General features: G+C 66.7%; 15 protein-coding genes. 7 read left to right on the top strand and 8 right to left on the bottom strand.

The window, feature by feature from the left end; all coding sequences use genetic code 11:
• Positions 1-26: 26 nt before the first annotated feature.
• Positions 27-1,196 (top strand): adenosyl-hopene transferase HpnH, encoded by a 1,170-nt coding sequence (gene hpnH, locus ACOEQ1_RS03790; protein ID WP_419757891.1) that lies wholly within the window; start codon positions 27-29, stop codon positions 1,194-1,196.
• Here the strand turns inward: hpnH and ACOEQ1_RS03785 are convergent.
• Positions 1,125-1,811 (bottom strand): hypothetical protein, encoded by a 687-nt coding sequence (locus tag ACOEQ1_RS03785; RefSeq protein ID WP_419757890.1) that lies wholly within the window; start codon positions 1,809-1,811, stop codon positions 1,125-1,127. The genes hpnH and ACOEQ1_RS03785 overlap by 72 nt on opposite strands.
• Positions 1,812-2,133: 322 nt before the next feature.
• Positions 2,134-2,754, bottom strand: a complete 621-nt coding sequence (locus ACOEQ1_RS03780; RefSeq protein ID WP_419757889.1) for a histidine kinase dimerization/phosphoacceptor domain -containing protein — start codon at positions 2,752-2,754, stop codon at positions 2,134-2,136.
• A 306-nt stretch (positions 2,755-3,060) separates the two neighbouring features.
• Here ACOEQ1_RS03780 and ACOEQ1_RS03775 point away from each other — a divergent pair, with 306 nt between their 5' ends.
• Positions 3,061-3,888 (top strand): response regulator, encoded by an 828-nt coding sequence (locus tag ACOEQ1_RS03775; protein WP_419757888.1) that lies wholly within the window; start codon positions 3,061-3,063, stop codon positions 3,886-3,888.
• Positions 3,889-3,930: 42 nt separating this feature from the next.
• On the opposite strand, the gene eno is transcribed toward ACOEQ1_RS03775, so the two are convergent.
• Both eno and upp read right to left on the bottom strand, forming a co-directional pair.
• Complete coding sequence (gene eno / locus ACOEQ1_RS03770) at positions 3,931-5,211, bottom strand: phosphopyruvate hydratase (protein ID WP_419757887.1); 1,281 nt, start codon at positions 5,209-5,211, stop codon at positions 3,931-3,933.
• A gap of 78 nt (positions 5,212-5,289) precedes the next feature.
• The gene (upp, locus tag ACOEQ1_RS03765) at positions 5,290-5,928 is read right to left on the bottom strand and encodes a uracil phosphoribosyltransferase (RefSeq protein WP_419757886.1); all 639 of its coding nucleotides are present in this window, start codon (positions 5,926-5,928) and stop codon (positions 5,290-5,292) included.
• Positions 5,929-6,144: 216 nt separating this feature from the next.
• Here upp and ACOEQ1_RS03760 point away from each other — a divergent pair, with 216 nt between their 5' ends.
• On the top strand, positions 6,145-6,465 hold the full coding sequence (locus ACOEQ1_RS03760; protein ID WP_419757885.1) for an EthD family reductase: 321 nt from the start codon (positions 6,145-6,147) through the stop codon (positions 6,463-6,465).
• A gap of 2 nt (positions 6,466-6,467) precedes the next feature.
• Positions 6,468-6,920 carry a GNAT family N-acetyltransferase gene (locus ACOEQ1_RS03755; RefSeq protein ID WP_419757884.1) on the top strand — a complete coding sequence of 151 codons (453 nt, stop codon included), beginning with the start codon at positions 6,468-6,470 and terminating at the stop codon, positions 6,918-6,920.
• A gap of 44 nt (positions 6,921-6,964) precedes the next feature.
• Here the strand turns inward: ACOEQ1_RS03755 and ACOEQ1_RS03750 are convergent, their stop codons facing one another.
• Positions 6,965-10,318 carry a DUF3971 domain-containing protein gene (locus ACOEQ1_RS03750; protein WP_419757883.1) on the bottom strand — a complete coding sequence of 1,118 codons (3,354 nt, stop codon included), beginning with the start codon at positions 10,316-10,318 and terminating at the stop codon, positions 6,965-6,967.
• 17 nt (positions 10,319-10,335) lie between these two features.
• Here ACOEQ1_RS03750 and ACOEQ1_RS03745 point away from each other — a divergent pair, with 17 nt between their 5' ends.
• From ACOEQ1_RS03745 to ACOEQ1_RS03735, 3 genes are read left to right on the top strand one after another with little or no spacing between them, the layout of a single operon-like run.
• Entirely contained in the window at positions 10,336-13,296 is a 2,961-nt protein-coding gene (locus ACOEQ1_RS03745) for a bifunctional [glutamine synthetase] adenylyltransferase/[glutamine synthetase]-adenylyl-L-tyrosine phosphorylase (RefSeq protein ID WP_419757882.1), read from the top strand.
• The gene (gene bcp / locus ACOEQ1_RS03740; protein ID WP_419757881.1) at positions 13,293-13,760 is read left to right on the top strand and encodes a thioredoxin-dependent thiol peroxidase; all 468 of its coding nucleotides are present in this window, start codon (positions 13,293-13,295) and stop codon (positions 13,758-13,760) included. The genes ACOEQ1_RS03745 and bcp overlap by 4 nt, the downstream gene beginning before the upstream one ends.
• 10 nt (positions 13,761-13,770) lie before the next feature.
• Positions 13,771-14,685 carry a ribokinase gene (locus ACOEQ1_RS03735; RefSeq protein WP_419757880.1) on the top strand — a complete coding sequence of 305 codons (915 nt, stop codon included), beginning with the start codon at positions 13,771-13,773 and terminating at the stop codon, positions 14,683-14,685.
• 24 nt (positions 14,686-14,709) lie between these two features.
• Here ACOEQ1_RS03735 and ACOEQ1_RS03730 read toward each other — a convergent pair whose 3' ends face one another.
• The 3 genes from ACOEQ1_RS03730 to ACOEQ1_RS03720 all read right to left on the bottom strand — a co-directional run bounded on the left by ACOEQ1_RS03730 (position 14,710) and on the right by ACOEQ1_RS03720 (position 16,707).
• Positions 14,710-15,291 (bottom strand): MerR family transcriptional regulator, encoded by a 582-nt coding sequence (locus tag ACOEQ1_RS03730; RefSeq protein WP_419757879.1) that lies wholly within the window; start codon positions 15,289-15,291, stop codon positions 14,710-14,712.
• Positions 15,288-15,602, bottom strand: a complete 315-nt coding sequence (locus ACOEQ1_RS03725) for an integration host factor subunit alpha (protein WP_419757878.1) — start codon at positions 15,600-15,602, stop codon at positions 15,288-15,290. The genes ACOEQ1_RS03730 and ACOEQ1_RS03725 overlap by 4 nt, the downstream gene beginning before the upstream one ends.
• Before the next feature lie 127 nt (positions 15,603-15,729).
• A complete protein-coding gene (locus ACOEQ1_RS03720) occupies positions 15,730-16,707 on the bottom strand; it encodes a beta-ketoacyl-ACP synthase III (protein ID WP_419757877.1) in 978 nt (325 codons plus the stop codon).
• Positions 16,708-16,745: the final 38 nt, after the last annotated feature.

Genomic DNA, 16,745 nt, shown 5'->3' with positions numbered 1-16,745 from the left:
TGCCTAACTGAGAGGCTGACGAAATTATGGGTGTTCCACTCAACCAAGCGATCCGGGTCGGCGCATACGTCGTCAAGCAGCACCTCATCGGGCGGAAGCGCTACCCGCTCGTGCTCATGCTCGAGCCGTTGTTTCGCTGCAATCTCGCCTGCAACGGCTGCGGCAAGATCGACTACCCGGCGCCGATCCTCAACCAGCGCCTCTCCTACGAGGAATGCATGGAGGCCGCCGACGAGTGCGGTGCGCCTGTGGTCGCGATCGCCGGCGGCGAGCCGCTGCTCCACAAGGAGATGCCGCAGATCGTCGAGGGTCTGCTGAAGCGCGGCAAGTTCATCTACCTCTGCACCAATGCTTTGCTGCTCGAGAAGAAGATGGACCTCTACAAGCCGCACAAGAACTTCGCCTGGGACATCCACCTCGACGGCGATCGCGAAATGCACGACCAGGCGGTGAGCCAGGAAGGCACGTATGAGGTCGCTACCAAGGCGATCAAGGAGGCCAAGGCCCGCGGCTTCCGGCTCTGTATCAACACGACACTGTTCGACGGCGCGCAATCCGAGCGTGTCGGCCGCTTCATCGACGACGCGATGGGCCTCGGCATCGACGGCGTGATGATTTCGCCGGGCTATGCCTACGAGCGGGCGCCCGATCAGGCGCACTTCCTCAACCGGCAGAAGACCAAGGAGCTTTTCCGCGGCATCTTCCGGTACGGGAAGGGCCGCAAGTGGAAGTTCAATCAGTCGGCGCTGTTCCTCGACTTCCTGGCCGGCAACCAGCAGTTTCATTGCACGCCCTGGGGCAAGCCCACGCGGAACGTCTTCGGCTGGCAGCGCCCCTGCTACCTGCTGGGCGAAGGCTACACCAAGACGTTCGCGGAACTCATGTCGAGCACGGACTGGGACAAATACGGCACCGGCAACTACGAGAAGTGCGCGGACTGCATGGTCCACTCCGGTTATGAGGCGACGGCGGTGATGGAGGCGGTTCGCCACCCCATCAAGATGATCAAGACCGCGATCACTGGCCCGAAGACGGAGGGCGCGATGGCGGCGGAGATCCCCCTCGATCACCAGCGCCCGGCTGAATACGTGTTCAGCCGGCACGTCGAGGAGAAGATGGAAACCCTAAGGGCTGAGCCCCCGAAGGTTCGCGTCACCCGCAGCAAGTCGCCGGAGGCCTTCGGCACTGCCGACTAACGCTTTCCGGGCCCGGGATGCGTCCCGGGCCAATGCGATCAGGCCGATGATCTGGACAGGATGCCGGGCGAGGATGCCAGCCATCTTCAGAACCGCGACACGTCCGTATTGATCCAAGGCTGAAGTTGCGGCGCTCGGCAGATCCCGCCCCGCGGGGTCGAGAACCGCGCGGAGCACGGCGAATGGAATGCCAGCGGTTTCCGCCACCTCCGCCACCTCCCCACTTTCCAGGTCGACCGCTCCAGCGCCCGTAGTTCGCCAAAGCCGCTGCTTCTCCTCGGCAAGAGCGACCACGGCATCCCCGGCCAACAGACATCGGATGCGCTCTCCCGTTAACGGGGCGCGCAGACGCTCATTGCAGTCGAACAGCCGTCCGTTGAAGAGCACGGCGTCAGGGACGATCAATGTTCCAGGGCACCAGGCGGGATCCAACCCACCTGCGAAACCGAAGCTGATCAGTGCGGTAACACCGTCTGCCACCAGCTTCTGGGCCATGCGGCGAGCACCGAGAGGTGTTCCACCCCCGACCGCCACGACGCAACCGGAGTCGTTGAGAAGCCGGGCCTCCGCCGATAAACCGACGACAATCCCAAGCGTGCTGGTCGCATTGCTCATAACAAAAACCGCGTCATCGGCGCTCGCTCAATGATGGCCAAGCCTTAGCCACGAAACGTCTCTAGCAACGAAACTGCGTTCGTTACAGCGCCCTCGCTGGGAACTCGCACTCTTTTCGCCAGATGATTTTATACTTTGGCCTAAGAGAAATTATGGTTAACGCCAAAAAGGCGCTTGGGTGCCATCTGCCCTTTCGGCCTCGTTCCTAAGGATCAGTAAGGTGGAGCGAGAACCCGGCCTTAAGGCTGCGGTTTAACGGCAGGCACACTTTCGTGCAAATCGACGCTACTAAAGAGCTCGATGACGCCGTTCGCGCTGGGCTTCAGACTAACTCGAACGTGGGCAAACTGATGTGGAGTTCAGTAGCTGGCACGTTAAGGAGCCGTTGCGCGCCCAGTTGCCTGAGGTGCCCTTCGATGAGGCGCTCGCGCAACGCGTCGAAAAGTGCGTCGACGGGTACCGCTCCCGCGATTTCCAGACAAACGTGAGAGTCCTCCAGCCGGGTGGAGAGCCGGACCCGCCCACCTGCCGCATTTGCCGCGTCGAGCATCGGCGGCAACGTCACCGCGAGGTAGAGCCCCAGCGTGATCGCCTGGTCGAGGTTGATCATCATGTGCGCCTTGCAGTCGGCGGTCTCCACGCCGTCCGACTTGCCGCCGGCAACTTCCACCAGGCCTGAGACGACCTCGCGGATCAGCTCGTCGATGGACACCTTGATCATCTCGCCCGAGGCGTAAACGACCCGATAGGCCGCAGCGATCGCCTGGACATGTTCTTCCAGAAACCGGATCTCGTTGCGACGCTCCGGCGGCAGCATCCGCTTCTGAACATTCATGAGGCTCACGATAATTTGCAGGTTGTTCTTCACCCGATGGTGAAGCTCCCGCACCAGCGTTTCGCGGTCGTCGAGGTTAATCTCGGTCTGGTGCTGCCTGCCGCTCACTGCCTCGTCTACTCCAGCAATCGCGTAACATGCATGTTTCACAAGACCTTTCGCGACATCGCTTAATTCTGGTCTCATGACCGATAGCGATTATGCTGATATCGTGCGGTAGAACTAAAACTGCCAGGGTGTTGTCGTTCACCTGGGCTTTACTTAACCGCGAAGGGACTGGTTCCCGAGGACGCCAAATGCTGCCACGACCGTCTTGATGATCCCGCCAGGGGCGGGTACTCCCCCTCTCGGTTCCGGTCGACAGAGGGCGCTTACCCGCTCGCCCCGATCACCGGCCTTCTACGGATGAAGCAGATGCACAACACGAACCAGATCGCTGCCCACCTTCCCTACCTCCGTCGGTTCGCGCGGGCGCTCACAGGCAGCCAAACTGCCGGAGACACCTACGCGACGGCCGCGCTCGAGGCGATCGCAGTCGAGCCGGGCGCCCTCGCCACCGACCTCGACCTCAACGCCGCGCTGTACAAGGTGCTGCTGACGATCTGGGGGTCGGTTCCGGCCAATCGCCGTCATCACGACCCGGTTCTGGCCGACGCTACCCCTGCCGACCAGCACGACATCGAGCAGATCACGCCGCTGCCGCGCGTCTGCTTCCTGCTGCACACCGTTGAGGGCTTTTCCTCGGACGTGATCGCCAAGCTGGTCGACCGCCCGGTCTCGAGTGTCCGCGATCTCATCGACGAGGCCGAGCGCGAGATCGCGACCCAGTTGCACGCCGACGTGCTCATCATCGAGGACGAAACCATCATCTCGATGGATCTGGAGGCGCTGGTCGAGGAGCTGGGGCATCATGTCGTCGGCGTCGCGCGGACGCGGACGGAGGCGATGGCGCTTTCCAGGAAGACCACGCCGGGGCTGATCATGGCCGACATTCAGCTGGCCGACGGCAGTTCGGGCCTGGACGCGGTGAGCGACATCCTCGCGGGCGCCGAAGTCCCGGTGGTCTTCATCACGGCCTATCCGCAGCGGCTGCTGACCGGGGAGCGGCCGGAGCCGACCTTCCTCATCACCAAGCCATTCCAGCACGAGGTGGTGAAGTCGGTCATCAGTCAGGCGCTGTTCTTCGACCAGCGGGCGCGTCTCGGCAGCAAGACGGCGACGCTTGTCCGCGCCGCCTCGTAGAGACGAGAGTTTTGGTTCTTTTTCTCAAAAAGAACCGCTTGATTAACTCCCCCGCAGGATCGTGCGGCCCGCGTAGCGCGCCGTCGAGCCCAGCGCCGCCTCGATGCGGATGAGCTGGTTGTACTTCGCCACCCGGTCAGTCCGCGCCAGGCTGCCGGTCTTGATCTGCCCGGCATTGGTGGCGACCGCGAGGTCGGCGATGGTTGCGTCCTCGGTTTCGCCCGAACGATGGCTGATGACGCTGGTGAAGCCGGCGCGATGAGCGATCTCGACCGCCTCGAGCGTCTCCGTCAGCGTGCCGATCTGGTTGACCTTCACCAGGATGGAGTTGCCGGTCTTCTCGGCGATGCCGCGCCGCAGACGCTCGGGGTTGGTCACAAACAGATCGTCGCCGACCAGTTGAACCTTCGAGCCAAGGCGCTCGGTCAGCAGCTTCCAGCCTTCCCAGTCGTCCTCCGCGAGGCCATCCTCGATCGAGAGGATCGGATAGCGGGAGACCAGCGCCTCGAGATAGCCGACCATGCCGGCGCTATCGAAGGTCTTGCCCTCGCCTTCCATCTTGTAGACGCCGTCGGCGTAGAACTCCGTGGAGGCGGCATCGAGCGCGAACATCACGTCCTCGCCCGGGCGGTAGCCGGCCTTCTCGCAGGCCATCGAGATGAAATCGAGCGCCGCCTCGGCCGAGCCGATATTGGGCGCGAACCCGCCCTCGTCGCCGACGTTGGTGTTGTGGCCGGCGTCGTGCAGCGCCTTCTTCAGCGTCTGGAAAATCTCGGAGCCGGTGCGCACGGCGTCGGCAATGCTCGCCGCGCCGACCGGCATGATCATGAATTCCTGGATGTCGATCGGGTTGTCGGCATGCTGGCCACCATTGATGATGTTCATCATCGGCACCGGCAGGGTGCGGGCATCGACGCCGCCGAGGTAACGGTACAGGGGCATGTCGTAGTCGATGGCCGACGCCTTGGCGATCGCGAGCGACACGGCGAGCGTCGCGTTGGCGCCGAGCCGGCGCTTGTTCGGCGTGCCGTCGAGGTCGATCAGGAGGTTGTCGATCTTGACCTGCTCGCTGGCGTCCATGCCGCCGATCGCCTCGAAGATCTCGCCCTCGATATTGGCGACCGCCTGCAACACGCCTTTGCCGCCGAAGCGGGCGCGGTCGCCGTCGCGCAGCTCGACCGCCTCATGGGCGCCGGTGGAGGCGCCGGACGGCACGGCGGCGCGGCCCATGGCGCCGGTTTCCAGGAAGACATCCACCTCCACGGTCGGGTTGCCGCGGCTGTCGAGGATCTGGCGGGCGACGATATCGGCAATGGCGGACATGACGGTTCCTTCCGGGGGATGTCGTTGACGAGGGCGTAAAACCGTGCGTCCCGGAAGGCAAGGGCAGCGGAATGTTCCCTATTTCGTGCCGAACAGCCGGTCCCCGGCGTCGCCCAACCCGGGCCGGATATACGCGTGTTCGTCCAGTTCCCGGTCGAGGGCGCCGGTGAAGATCGGCACGTCGGGATGGGCGTCGAGCATGACCTGCACGCCTTCCGGCGCGCTGAGGAGCGAGACGAAGCGGACATGGTTGGCGCCCGCCCGCTTGACCACGTCGACCGCCGCGACCGCCGAGTTGCCGGTGGCGAGCATCGGATCGACGACGATCACCAGCCGGTCCTCCATCTCCTCCGGCAGCTTGGTGAAATATTCCACCGGCCGCTTGCTGATCGCGTCCCGGTAAAGGCCGACATGGCCGACACGGGCCGAGGGCACGAGGTCCAACAGACCCTCCAGCAGCCCGCCGCCGGCGCGGAGCACGGAGACGAAACACAGCTTCTTGCCGGAAAGCAGGGGCGCCATCATGGGTTCCAGTGGCGTCTCGATCGGCACCATCTGCAGGGGCATGTCGCGCATCACCTCGTAGCCGAGCAGCAGGCTGGTTTCGCGCAGCAGGAGGCGGAACTCCTTGGTGGATTTCTCCCGCCTGCGCATCAGGGTGAGCTTGTGCTGCACCAGAGGGTGGTCGACGACGGTCAGGTTGGGAAAGGCGTGCATCGCACCCGGGTCTCGCTGATCAGATGTTTTCACGAGCCCATGATGACGGCTGGCCCGCCGTGCGGCAACGAGCGACCGCAGACTTGGTCGAACTGACATGATGCCGCCCAGGACGAGAAGCGCGGACGGCCGCCGTCGAAGACGCGCTGTTCGGCCGGGCATTGTCATCCTCGCGCCCGCTCTGCATTCTGTTCGGACGTAATTCCGGAGGCTGACATGGCGACCACCATCACCGTGCTCTACGAGACGACGGCAGGTTCGACATTCGATCTCGCCTATTACATGGCCAAGCACATGCCGCTGGTCGAGGAGAAGTTCAAACCTTTCGGGCTCCGCAGCTGGCGGGTCTTGAGAGGCGTCAGTGACCAGTCCGGCGGCGACGCGAAGTTCGGCATCATCGCCAACCTCGAATTCGACACGGCCCAGCAGTTCCGCGACGCCGTGGCGGCCGAAGGCGGCCCTGTCTTCGGAGACGTCCCGAATTTCACGAACCTGACGCCGGTCGTCGTCATCGGCGAGATGGTGGACCCGGCCTGACCATGCTCGCCTGCCGCGACGCCTATGAGCTATCGGACGACAGGGCGCGCCTCGACTTCGACGTGATCCACGGTTTCCTGAAAAACGCCTACTGGGCGCCCGGCATTCCGCGCGAGACGGTGGAGAGCGCGGCCCGCCATTCGCATCCCTTCGGCCTCTACCTTGCCGAGCACGGCGAGCCGCTCAGGCAGATCGGCTACATGCGCGTCCTCACCGATCACGTGGCGATCGGCTATCTTCTGGATGTCTTCGTGCTGGAAGCGTTCCGCGGCCGCCATCTTGCCCGCTGGATGGTCGAGACGGTGCTCGCCGAACCCTGCTTCTCCGCCGTCAGAACCTGGGTGCTCGCCACCAGGGACGCCCATGAGTTCTACCGCCGATACGGCTTCTCCGAGGTCGAGCCGGGCTTTCTCATGACGCGCCGTGTACCGCAGCCCTGGCAGGCGCAATCTTAGGGGAAGCCGCCCAATGGTTCTGCGTGCCCGATGGTTCTGCGCGCTCAATGTCCGAACACGCCGCGCAGGAAGCCCGGGGTGATGAGCGACGACGGATAGACGTGGACCTGCGGGTTATCGATGGGTCCGACCAACTCGTATTTCGCCGCGAACACGCCGCCGCCCTTTTCCGGGCTGAAATATTTGCCGATCAGCGGGATGTTCCCGAGCAGCGAATTGAAGAAATAGGCCGGGACGATCGTGCCCAGGATGTCGAAGCGGTTATGCGGCAGGTCGATCGAGCCATGTGCCGTCAGACCCAGGGACGAGCTGTAGGCCCGCGCCTGCGTCAACTGCAGCCGCTGATCCGCCAGGTGGAACGGCATGATCAGCTTGCGGAAGAACAGCCCCTTGCCGTGTAGAAGATCCACGACGCCGTAGAGCGTCATCGCCGCCAGAACGCGGGCGGCAGTCGGCGCGTCCCCAAGCGTGAAGCTGTCCATCTCGCAGGTGCCGCTCAGCGGATGGTTCGGCACGCGGTCGTCATAGGTGCCGTCGATCCGCAATACCCCGCCGCTTACCAGGTCATAGGCGTTCGTCGCCTTCAGCAGGCCACCGAAGTCACCGCTCGTCAGCGTCACGCTGCGGCTGCCATTCCCATCCGGCACGATGCTGAGATGCGCCTGGCTGCGCGAAGGCTCGACCATGAAGGCGACCTGCGCGCTCTGCACCACCACGCCGTTGTTCACGACGAGACCGCTGACATGGTCGAGTTCGCGGGAGCCGCCATTCGGCAGCGTCCCGAACAGGATGCGGTCGAGCGCGACCTGTGCCCGCCACGGCGGATGCGCCTGAAACTCTGCCTTGGAGGAAATCGTCGAGAGCGCTTGGTTCGCCGGCGCCACGCTCGGCTGCGGTTTGACGCCGCCACCCCAGACTTTCGACAAATCGAGCGCCGGCCCCGCCACATCGACCACGTAAGGGTCGCCCGTATGCGCGGGGAAGCCCAGGCTACCATGCAGATCGGTGCGCCCGAGCAGAAGCCTGTCGACGAACAAGGTCGATAGCCGCCCCTCCGCGAAGACACTGTGGACCTTCAGCGCGGCGTCCGGCGCCTGGAGCTTGATGCTGTCGAGCGCCACGATCTGCGAGCCCTGGAGGGCGACATGAGCGGTGGCGGTCGCCTGGCCGGCGCCTCCGGACCAGCTTATCGGCGCCACCTGGAGATTGGCCTCCGGCAGCGTGATCTTGGCGTTGATATCGGTTCGTCCCCCCCGGGTCGCTTTCAGTGCGAGGGCAAACTGAGCGGGGCCCTTCAAAACGCCGGCGGTCGGGATGCCGGCCTTGGCCAGCGCCACCTGGTCGGCGGTCGCGGTCAGCGCGACATTGGCGATCACCTGCGTCGGCGGCCCGGCCGTAAGATCCGCGTCGAGCGTCAGCTGCATAGGGATGGACGCCAGAGCCGCGGCGCCCGTCAGCTTTAGGGCATTGGTGTCGGCGTCGATGGTGAACTGGCCGCCCGTCAGGCTGCGGCCGAGCGCCAGGTTCTGCAGAGCGAGGTTCTCGATGTCGGCGTGAACCTTCGCCTGGATCTGGGCGAGGGTCACCTTCGCATCGAGGGGCAGGGTCAGCGCGACGTTGGTGGCGATCGTGCCGCTCGTCGCCTTCAGCGGCACCGGCACGCTTTTCAGCAGATGCAGCCGCGGCTGGTTGAGGAGGGTGAGCACCGTCGCCACCGGACCTGCGACATTGACCGTGATCGCGCCGATCTGCTCCGGCGCCGAGAGCCCGGTGATCACCATCGTGCTCTGGCCGACGCGAAGATCGCCCTGGCTCGCGCCGGTCACGGTGACGCCGACGGCATCCGGCCCGAGCAGCGCGATCGACCCCTGCACCGCCGTCATCGGCGGCAGCGGCGGTAGCCAGATCACGGTGAGGCCGTTCGCCTGCACGGCGCCACTCGCCGAACCGACGCCCAGGTTCGCGAAATTCGGGCCGCTGCTGAGGCCGATCTGGAAGGCGCCGTCATGCAGCAGCCCGTCATGCACCTGGGCGCTGATCCACTTGCGGGCGCCGGGCGCCACGTCAGGCGGCCAGTAGGCCGGCAGATCGTCGCTCGCCACGTGATCGATGCCGAGGGTGACCTCAGCCGTCACGCCGCTTTTGGAGAGCTGGGCGCTGCCGCCGAGGGCCAGCGTCGGTGGCGGCTGCGCGCTGACCGCGCCGAACGCGACATGAGAGCCGGGGTCCACCGCAAGATGATCTCGGTCGCCGGTCACCCCGAGCACGAGGCCGCTGACCGGGATACGTGCGCCATCTACGAGCACGTTGCCCTGGGTTCCGGTGACGGTCGCCTTCAGCGCGGTGACGGTGAGGTCGGGCGCGGTGGTGACATCCGCCGTCAGCCGCAACGGCATCGACGGGATGGGTATGCCGTTCGGGCCGTTCTGGGGCGGCGCGATGGCGGCCACCAGCGCCGCCGGGTCATCGACACGGGCCTGCGCCAGAACACGGGCGATCCCGGTGGTGCCGAGCGTCACAGTCGCCGAAACCGCCGGAGTGCCGGCCACAGCCGGCGGCTCGGTCGGCGCCGGCTGCCCGCTCGCGATCACCGAGACATTCCCCGAAACTCGGCCGGAGAGCCCACCCGCGGCTCCGCGGGTGACGACGCCCGCGATGTTGAACCCGTGGAGTGATTTTCCGTCCGGCGTGGCGGCCGCGGGCTCCACCAGTATCTGTCCGCCGAGGATCGTGACCCGCGTCAGCTCGGAGAGCGAGGCCGGCCTTACCTTCACCAGATGGCGGTCGGTCTCAGGCGGCCGCTCGAGCACCGTGATCATGTCGTGCGCCGAGATCGGCCGCCCTACCAGCGGCTGCGGGCCTTGCGGCGGCAGTGCCGACCAGCGCCGCTGCGTGAGCGATGGCTCCACCAGCGTCACGCTGCGCGGCGCCAGAACCCCGCGCACCGCCCAGGCGGCCGAAAGATCGAGGCTCAACCGGGCTATGGCGACTGTTCGCTGGGCGCCCGGCTCGTCCACGCGGATAGCCGACGCCGTAACCTGCACCGGTTGGTCAGGCCCCTGGGTGAAGCCCTTCCAGGCAACGGCGAGCTGGCCGATCGACACGTCGAGCTGGGGTGCCGCCAGCGCGATCGCCCGCCCTATCTTGGGCAGCAAAAGCGACAGGTTGACCGGCCCCTGCGCCGCCCGCCAGGCGAGCGCCGTGCCGCCGATGACCACGATGAACAGGATCGCCTCGACGAGCAGGATGAGCGCCGTGCCCGGCCAGCGCCACCAGCGCCCGCCGCGCCGCTGCGGGCGCACTTCCCACGATCGATCATATTCGAGGTCCCGTTTCCGGTCCTCACCCCACTCCCGGGTCCACTCCTGACCCAACCCTTGACCGTTGCGGTCGCTCATGCCCAGCCTCGTTCCGCATGACGGATGCAGACAATCCACAGGCCCCGCCCTTCCGCTGGCCCGAGCCCGCGGACGCGGACGCGGCCGACCGGTTTCTGGAGCGGTTCGAAGTGGCGGCCGCGCCGTTCGGCAGTGCGTTCCAGCCTGCCCCGCTGGCGATGCTGCGCGCCGTCGGCGGCAATAGCGGCTACCTCTCCGACCTCGCCTTGCGCGAGCCGGAGACGCTGCTCCGTGTCGCGACGGACGGCGCCGGCGCCGGCATCGACCATGCCTTCGCGCGCCTTGTGCAAACCGATCCCCGCACGTCCGGCGCGCGGGTCGGCGCCGCGATGCGCGAGGCGAAGCGCCAGGTGGCGCTGGCGGTCGCGCTCGGGGACATCGGCGGCGTCCTGCCGCTCTCCCGCGTCACCGGCGCGCTGTCGCGCCTCGCCGAGATGACACTGCAACTCGGCCTCCGCCACCTGCTGCTGGCGGCCCATGCGCGCGGCGCCATCGCCCTGTCGAACCCGGATAGCGACCCGGTGCAGGGCAGTGGACTTATCATCCTGGCGCTCGGCAAGCTCGGCGGCCGGGAGCTGAACTATTCGAGCGATATCGACCTCATCGTCTTCTATGACCCGGCGGCCGTTGCGTTTCCGGCAGAGACTATAGGCGCGATCTACACGCGGCTAGCCAGGGATCTGGTCAAGCTGATGGAAGCCCGCGAGGGCGGCAGCTACGTCTTCCGCGTCGACCTCCGACTGCGGCCCGACCCGGCCGCGATGCCCCTCGCCGTCTCCGTGCAGACGGCGCTGACCTACTACGAAACGGTCGGCCGCAACTGGGAGCGTCTGGCGCTCATCAAGGCGCGGCCCGTCGCGGGCGACCTTGGTCTTGGCGCGAGCCTGCTCGACGCGCTGCGGCCCTTCGTCTGGCGGCGTCACCTCGATTTCGCGGCTATCGCCGACATCCACGCCATGAAGCGCCGGATCGACGCGCATCGCGGCGGGCCGATTCCCGGCGGCGCCGACCCCGTCATCCGGCTGCTCGCGCATGACCTCAAGATCGGCCGCGGCGGCATCCGGGAGATCGAGTTCCTTGCTCAGTCGCAACAACTTGTCTGGGGTGGGCGGGAACCTATCCTGCGCGTCGGCGCCACCTTGCCGGCGCTGCGGCTGCTGACCCGGCTCGGCCATATGTCGAGCGATACCGCCGCCACCCTCACCCGCGCCTACCGGTTCCTGCGCCAGGTCGAGCACCGGGTGCAGATGGTGGCGGACCGTCAGACCCACGCCCTGCCGGCAACCACCGAGAGCTTTGCCGCGCTCGCGACCTTCATGGGTTATGAAAGCCCCCGCGCCTTCGCCGACACCCTGCTGTCGCACCTTCTCGCCGTGCAGGCGCTCTATGACAGCTTCTTCGAAGCCGGAAACGATCTCGACGATCTCGAGGTCGGCACCCTCGGCGCGCCGCCGCCGGACAAGACCGTCACCCGTCTCGCCGACCTCGGCTTCACCGATCCCATTCGTGTCGTCGAGATCATCCGGCGCTGGATGGCAGGCCGGCCGCGCGCGCTGCGATCCGAGCGGGCAAGGGCGTTGCTCGAGGGGCTGCTGCCGCGCATCCTCGAGGCGATCGCCAGCCAGCCGCAGCCCGACCAGTCCTTTGCACGCTTCGACCATTTCATCGCGCGTCTCCCCGCCGGCATCCAGCTGCTGTCGCTGTTCCAGCGCAATCCGGCGCTGATCGACCGCATCGCCGTGCTGCTCGGCGCGGCGCCCGGGCTTTCGGATCATCTCGCGGGACATCCCGGCGCGCTCGAAGGGCTGCTGGGATCCGAGGAGGTGCGGGCCGACCCCGCCCGCATGCTGCGCCGCCAGCTGGTCGATGCGATGACGCTGGAGGACACCATCGCGCTGACCCGCCACTTCGTCAGCGAGGAGCATTTCCGCATCGGCGTGGCTCAGCTGGAAGGCCGTCTGGACGTGGACGCCGCCGGCCTCGCGCGCACCGCCCTCGCCGATGCGGCGCTGTCGACGATCCTCGGCGCGGTCGTGGCCAGCCACACCGACCGCTACGGCTGGCTGAGGGGGATCGCCTTCGCCATCGTGCTCCTCGGCAAGGGCGGCGGACGGGAGATGATGCCCGGCTCGGACCTCGATCTCATGCTGATCTACGACCGGCCGGAGGAGGCGGAGGAAAGCCAGGGACCGAAGCCGCTCGCCCCGAGCCAGTGGATCGGCCGCCTGGTCACTGCCTTTACCGGCGCATTGACGGCCCAGGGCGTCGAAGGGCCACTTTACCGCGTCGACATGCGACTGCGGCCCTCGGGCAACCAGGGGCCGGTGGCGGTGAGCCTTGGCGCCTTCCGTGCCTACCACGCCGACCGCGCCTGGACCTGGGAGCAGATGGCGCTGACCCGCGCCCGCGTCGTGGCCGGCGTCGATCAGTTCCGCCCGCTGGTGGAGGCGGCGCTGAGCGAGGCGCTGCGCCCGCGGCGTGTCCCGGAGGTGATGCGACAGGATGCGCTGGAGATGCGGCGCCGTCTGCTGCGCGACCTCCCCGCGCACGGACCGTGGGACGTGAAGCTGCGGCCGGGCGGCCAGATGGAGGTGGAGTTCGTCACCCAGGTCCTGCAACTCATCCACTGCGCCGAGCGGCCCGATCTCCGGAGCACCACGACCCGTATCGCGCTCCACAATCTGGTCGATCTCGGTGTGCTGCTGCCCGAGGATGGGGCGGCGCTGATCGAGGCCGACCATCTGTGGCGGACGATCCAGAGCATGCAGCGGCTGACCGTGGGGCCGGCGATCGCCCCGGACACGGCGGAGGCCTCGGCCCGGATCGTGCTCGCCGCCACCGGAGAGGCGACCATGGCCGGCCTCCGCGCACGCATCGACCGAACGGCGGCACTGGTTCGCAGCATCTTCATCCGGCATATCGGTGATCCGGCGGCAGCCGAGATGCAGCCGAGACCGCAAAAAGGAGCAGCACAATGAGCGTGAACGAGGGTGAACCGGCTCCGGATTTCGAGATGCCGGCCTCTGGCGGCCGCACCGTCCGGCTGGCGGACTACGCCGGCAAGCCCTTCCTGCTCTACTTCTATCCCAAGGCCGACACACCCGGCTGCACCAAGGAGGCCTGCGCCTTCCAGGAGGCGCTGCCCCAGCTCGGCCATCTCGGCCTCGATGTCATCGGCGTCTCCAAGGACCCGATGAAGCCGATCGAGAAGTTTGCCGCGAAATACAACCTGACCTTTCCGCTCGCCTCGGACGAGACGACGGACGTGACCGAGCGCTACGGCTGCTGGGCGGAAAAATCCATGTACGGCAAGAAGTACATGGGGATCGAGCGCACCACCTTCCTCATCGACAAGACGGGCAAGATCGCAAAGGTTTGGCGAAAGGTGTCGGTCCCGGCGCACGCCGCCGAGGTCCTCAAGGCCGCCCAGGCGCTGGGTTGAGGCGCGGCCGATGATCGTCGTCATGGGCATCTTTGCCGCCGACCTCACCTTCCTCACGCCGAAACTTCCGGCCTGGACCGAGACGGTGCTCGGAACCGGCTTCCGCATCGGGCCGGGCGGCAAGGGCTCGAACCAGGCCATCGCCATCGCCCGCCTTGAGGCGCCCGTGCAGTTCCTCGCCAAGATCGGGCGGGACGAGTTCGGCGCCATGGCGCGCGGCATCTACGAGATGGAAGGCGTCGGCACCGGCTTCCTGTTCGAGAGCACCGATGCCCCCACGGGCGCCGCCGCCATCCTCATCGACGAGCGTATCGGCGAGAACGCCATCATCGTCGTGCCGGGCGCCGCCGCCATGCTCAGCCTCGCCGAGATCGACCTGGCGGGCGACGCGATCGGGCGTTCGGCGGTGTTCCTCACCCAGTTGGAGGTGCCGCTGCCTCTGGTCGTCCACGGCCTGACCGAGGCGCGCCGGCGCGGCGTCACCACCATCCTCAACCCCGCACCGGCTTTCCCGCTCAGCGACGAGTTGCTGGGCTTGGTCGACATCCTGACGCCGAACGAGACCGAGGCCGCGATGCTCTCCGGCTTGCCGGTGGGAACGCCGGAGGAGGCAGAGCGCGCCGCCGACGCCCTCATCGCGCGCGGCGCCGGGGCGGTCGTGGTCACGATGGGTGCGGCGGGCGCACTGCTGCGCCAGAACGGACGGACCGTGACTGTCGCGGCTGTCCGAGCCGGGCCTGTGGTGGATACGACCGGTGCCGGCGATAGCTTCAACGGCGCCATCGCGGTCGCCCTGTCCGAGGGCAGAACCCTGGAGGACGCCATTGGTTTTGCCTGCGCCGTCGCCGGGCTGAAGGTGACGCGGGCTGGTGCGGGCGCCGGGATGCCGAAACGGGCGGAGGTCGATGCGTTGATGGCGGGATAGCGTGACGGGAACCAGCCGGGTGATTTAAATCCGGCTGGCGACCAGCACCCGCAACTCCTCGAGCCGCGCCAGCATCTCCATCATCACCTGCCGGAGGTTCTCCGCCTCTAGCTCGGCAGGGTTCGGCGCGGGCGGCACGGCGGTCGGGCGCGGAATGAACCGGAGGGGCAGCCGCGTCGCCACCGGTGGCTCCACCGGCAGATCAGGCTGCGCCCGCTCTCTCTCGACCAGCTTGAAGCTTTCGACCTCACGCTCGGCTTCCGTGTCACGCTCATCGACCAACGGTGGCGGAATGTCATCCGCCAGCCGTCCGCCACCCTCGCGCAGCAGCCTTTGGACGCCCTTGATGGTGTATCCCTGCGTGTAGAGGAGATGCGAAATCCGGCGCAGCAGCGTGATGTCGTCAGGCCGGTAATAGCGCCGCCCGCCGCCCCGCTTGAGCGGCTTCACCTGGGTGAACTTCGTCTCCCAGAAGCGCAGCACATGTTGCGGAATATGAAGATCGTCCGCTACCTCGCTGATCGTACGAAAGGCAGTCGGCGCCTTCTTGGCCTTTACCCTGGCCGTCTGGTCGTCATCGTCCCGAGGCAGCGGTATCGCGCTCATGAGTCCTCACCGTCATCATCGACGACTTCACCGTTCACGGTGCCTTTAAGAACCTGGCTCGGCCGGAAGACGAGAACACGCCTCGGCAGGATTGGCACCTCAACACCCGTCTTGGGGTTGCGCCCGATCCGCCGGCCCTTCTGTCTCACAGAAAAGGTTCCGAACCCACTGATTTTAACGGATTCGCCTGCTTCCAAGGCTGCCGAGACGCGTTCCAGCACGGCTTCGAGCAGGTCGGCGGACTCATTCCGCGACAGGCCAACCTGTGCATAGATCGTCTCAGCCAGCTGGGCACGAGTGACTGTACTCATGGCGCAACGGTAGCATCACTGTCCGCCGAGTCAACGAAATCGTTCACCATCAAAGCATTGGCCGCGCGACGTTTGATACGGGGCGAAGTGCCTGGAGGCGAAGCGACGGGAAGCCGGAGAGCGGCCGTTACATCCGGACGAGCGCCGAACCCCAGACGAGGCCGCCGCCGAGCGCCTCCATGAGGACCAGATGGCCGCGCCCGATCCGGCCATCCTCCATTGCCTCGGCGAGCGCCAGAGGGATCGAGGCCGCCGAAGTGTTGGCGTGACGGTCGACCGTGATGACCACGCGCTCCGGGGGCAGGCCGAGCTTGCGCCCCATGGCGTCGATGATGCGGATGTTCGCCTGGTGCGGCACCAGCCAATCGACATCGGCGCGGCTGAGGGCGTTGGCGGCCAGCGCCTCGTCCACGCTCTCGGACAGCCGCTGCACGGCATGGCGGAACACCTCCCGCCCGTTCATGCGCAGCTTGCCCGGTAATGGACTGCCGGCACTGTCCAACACGCCAACGGCGCCGTCGACGAACAGAATGTCGCCGAGGCTGCCCTGAGCATGGAGGTGCGTCGAGAGGATGCCGCCCTCGTCTGCCGGCCCGCCATCACCTTCGGCGGCCTTCAGGAAGACCGCTCCGGCGCCGTCTCCGAACAGCACGCAGGTGCCGCGATCCGTGTAGTCGATAATGCGGGAGAAGGATTCAGACCCGATGACCAGCGCGCCCCTCGCCCGGCCGGCGCGGATGAGTTCGTCCGCGAGGGACAGGGCGTAGACGAAACCGGCGCAGGCGGCGCCCACGTCGAAGCCGAAACCACTCTCGATGCCGAGCAGTCCCTGAACCCGCACGGCGACCGAGGGAAACGCCTGATCGGGCGTACTGGTGCCGACGATGATGAGATCGACATCGGCGGGTGTCGCCCCGGCCATTGCGAGCGCCCGCCAGGAGGCGGCCACCGCCATCGAGGTGGTGGTGTCTTCCGGACCGACGCGATACCGCTGGCGGATGCCGGTCCGCTCCCGGATCCAGGCATCGGATGTGTCGAGTGTCGCCGCAAGGTCGGCATTGGTCACCAGACGCCCGGGCAGATAGCCGCCGGCACCGGCAATCAACGAGCGCCTCGGGGCAGAAGGATGGGCGAGAGCCACGG

It is taken from the genome of Acidisoma sp. (assembly GCF_965199065.1).
Taxonomy (GTDB): Bacteria; Pseudomonadota; Alphaproteobacteria; order Acetobacterales; family Acetobacteraceae; genus Acidisoma.
This window is presented reverse-complemented; position numbering and strand designations above follow the sequence as displayed.

Excerpts from the sequence above, each read along its gene's own strand:
- upp (WP_419757886.1), bottom strand. The coding sequence starts at position 5,928 with ATGCACGCCTTTCCCAACCTGACCGTCGTCGACCACCCTCTGGTGCAG.
- eno (WP_419757887.1), bottom strand. The coding sequence starts at position 5,211 with ATGTCCGCCATTGCCGATATCGTCGCCCGCCAGATCCTCGACAGCCGC.
- ACOEQ1_RS03755 (WP_419757884.1), top strand. The coding sequence starts at position 6,468 with ATGCTCGCCTGCCGCGACGCCTATGAGCTATCGGACGACAGGGCGCGC.
- ACOEQ1_RS03745 (WP_419757882.1), top strand. The coding sequence starts at position 10,336 with ATGACGGATGCAGACAATCCACAGGCCCCGCCCTTCCGCTGGCCCGAG.
- ACOEQ1_RS03750 (WP_419757883.1), bottom strand. The coding sequence starts at position 10,318 with ATGAGCGACCGCAACGGTCAAGGGTTGGGTCAGGAGTGGACCCGGGAG.
- hpnH (WP_419757891.1), top strand. The coding sequence starts at position 27 with ATGGGTGTTCCACTCAACCAAGCGATCCGGGTCGGCGCATACGTCGTC.
- ACOEQ1_RS03760 (WP_419757885.1), top strand. The coding sequence starts at position 6,145 with ATGGCGACCACCATCACCGTGCTCTACGAGACGACGGCAGGTTCGACA.
- bcp (WP_419757881.1), top strand. The coding sequence starts at position 13,293 with ATGAGCGTGAACGAGGGTGAACCGGCTCCGGATTTCGAGATGCCGGCC.
- ACOEQ1_RS03725 (WP_419757878.1), bottom strand. The coding sequence starts at position 15,602 with ATGAGTACAGTCACTCGTGCCCAGCTGGCTGAGACGATCTATGCACAG.
- ACOEQ1_RS03730 (WP_419757879.1), bottom strand. The coding sequence starts at position 15,291 with ATGAGCGCGATACCGCTGCCTCGGGACGATGACGACCAGACGGCCAGG.
- ACOEQ1_RS03735 (WP_419757880.1), top strand. The coding sequence starts at position 13,771 with ATGATCGTCGTCATGGGCATCTTTGCCGCCGACCTCACCTTCCTCACG.
- ACOEQ1_RS03785 (WP_419757890.1), bottom strand. The coding sequence starts at position 1,811 with ATGAGCAATGCGACCAGCACGCTTGGGATTGTCGTCGGTTTATCGGCG.
- ACOEQ1_RS03775 (WP_419757888.1), top strand. The coding sequence starts at position 3,061 with ATGCACAACACGAACCAGATCGCTGCCCACCTTCCCTACCTCCGTCGG.